This window comes from Cohnella sp. GbtcB17 (genome assembly GCF_019091135.1).
Classification (GTDB): Bacteria; Bacillota; Bacilli; order Paenibacillales; family Paenibacillaceae; genus Cohnella.
In genome coordinates this window covers 1-522 of sequence record NZ_JAGXJW010000167.1, presented here as the reverse complement: position 1 = coordinate 522, position 522 = coordinate 1, and the positions used below count along the sequence as shown (strand labels likewise).

The 522-nt window shown below is 43.9% G+C and carries 1 protein-coding gene; it reads right to left on the bottom strand.

Annotation, left to right across the window (positions count from 1 at the left end):
• A partial coding sequence (locus KVT38_RS33495; RefSeq protein ID WP_306795383.1) for a sigma factor occupies positions 1-206 on the bottom strand: 206 nt, incomplete at its 3' end.
• Positions 207-522: the final 316 nt, after the last annotated feature.

Sequence of the window (522 nt, the reverse complement as noted above, 5' to 3'; positions counted from 1 at the left end):
GATTGCTTCAGTTTCAAGCTTCTGTTGGTGACCATCCGAACCAAATAAGCTTTTTCGTGCCTGATGCTGTCGCGATCCACAATCATCGCATAATCGGCCAGCGCATCCTGCACGATGTCTTCCGCTTCGCTTAAGGAACCGAGCATCCGGTAGGCGAGCGTCATCAGCAGAGGACGGTACGATTCGACCGTCGACATATCCAACATCCCTTGCAACTCCTTATCTCAGTCTAATCTATTAAATTTTTCGAGTGATAGGTTTTCATATCCCGTTATTATACTGCTTCCTTCCATTATTCTGCTAAACCTTATCGATTCCATACAGCTCTTCATACGATTTTTATGTTATTTCCATTTCGTTTAGCGCTTGTCGCATCTGATGTCACAAATGCGATAACAGATGGGTCTTAATTAAAAATAGATAAAGGAGGCAACAACAAATGAAGATTTTAGTTGCTGGAGCAAGCGGCGTCATCGGGAGGGTACTCATTCCGATGCTCGTACAAAAGGGACATGAAGTGAT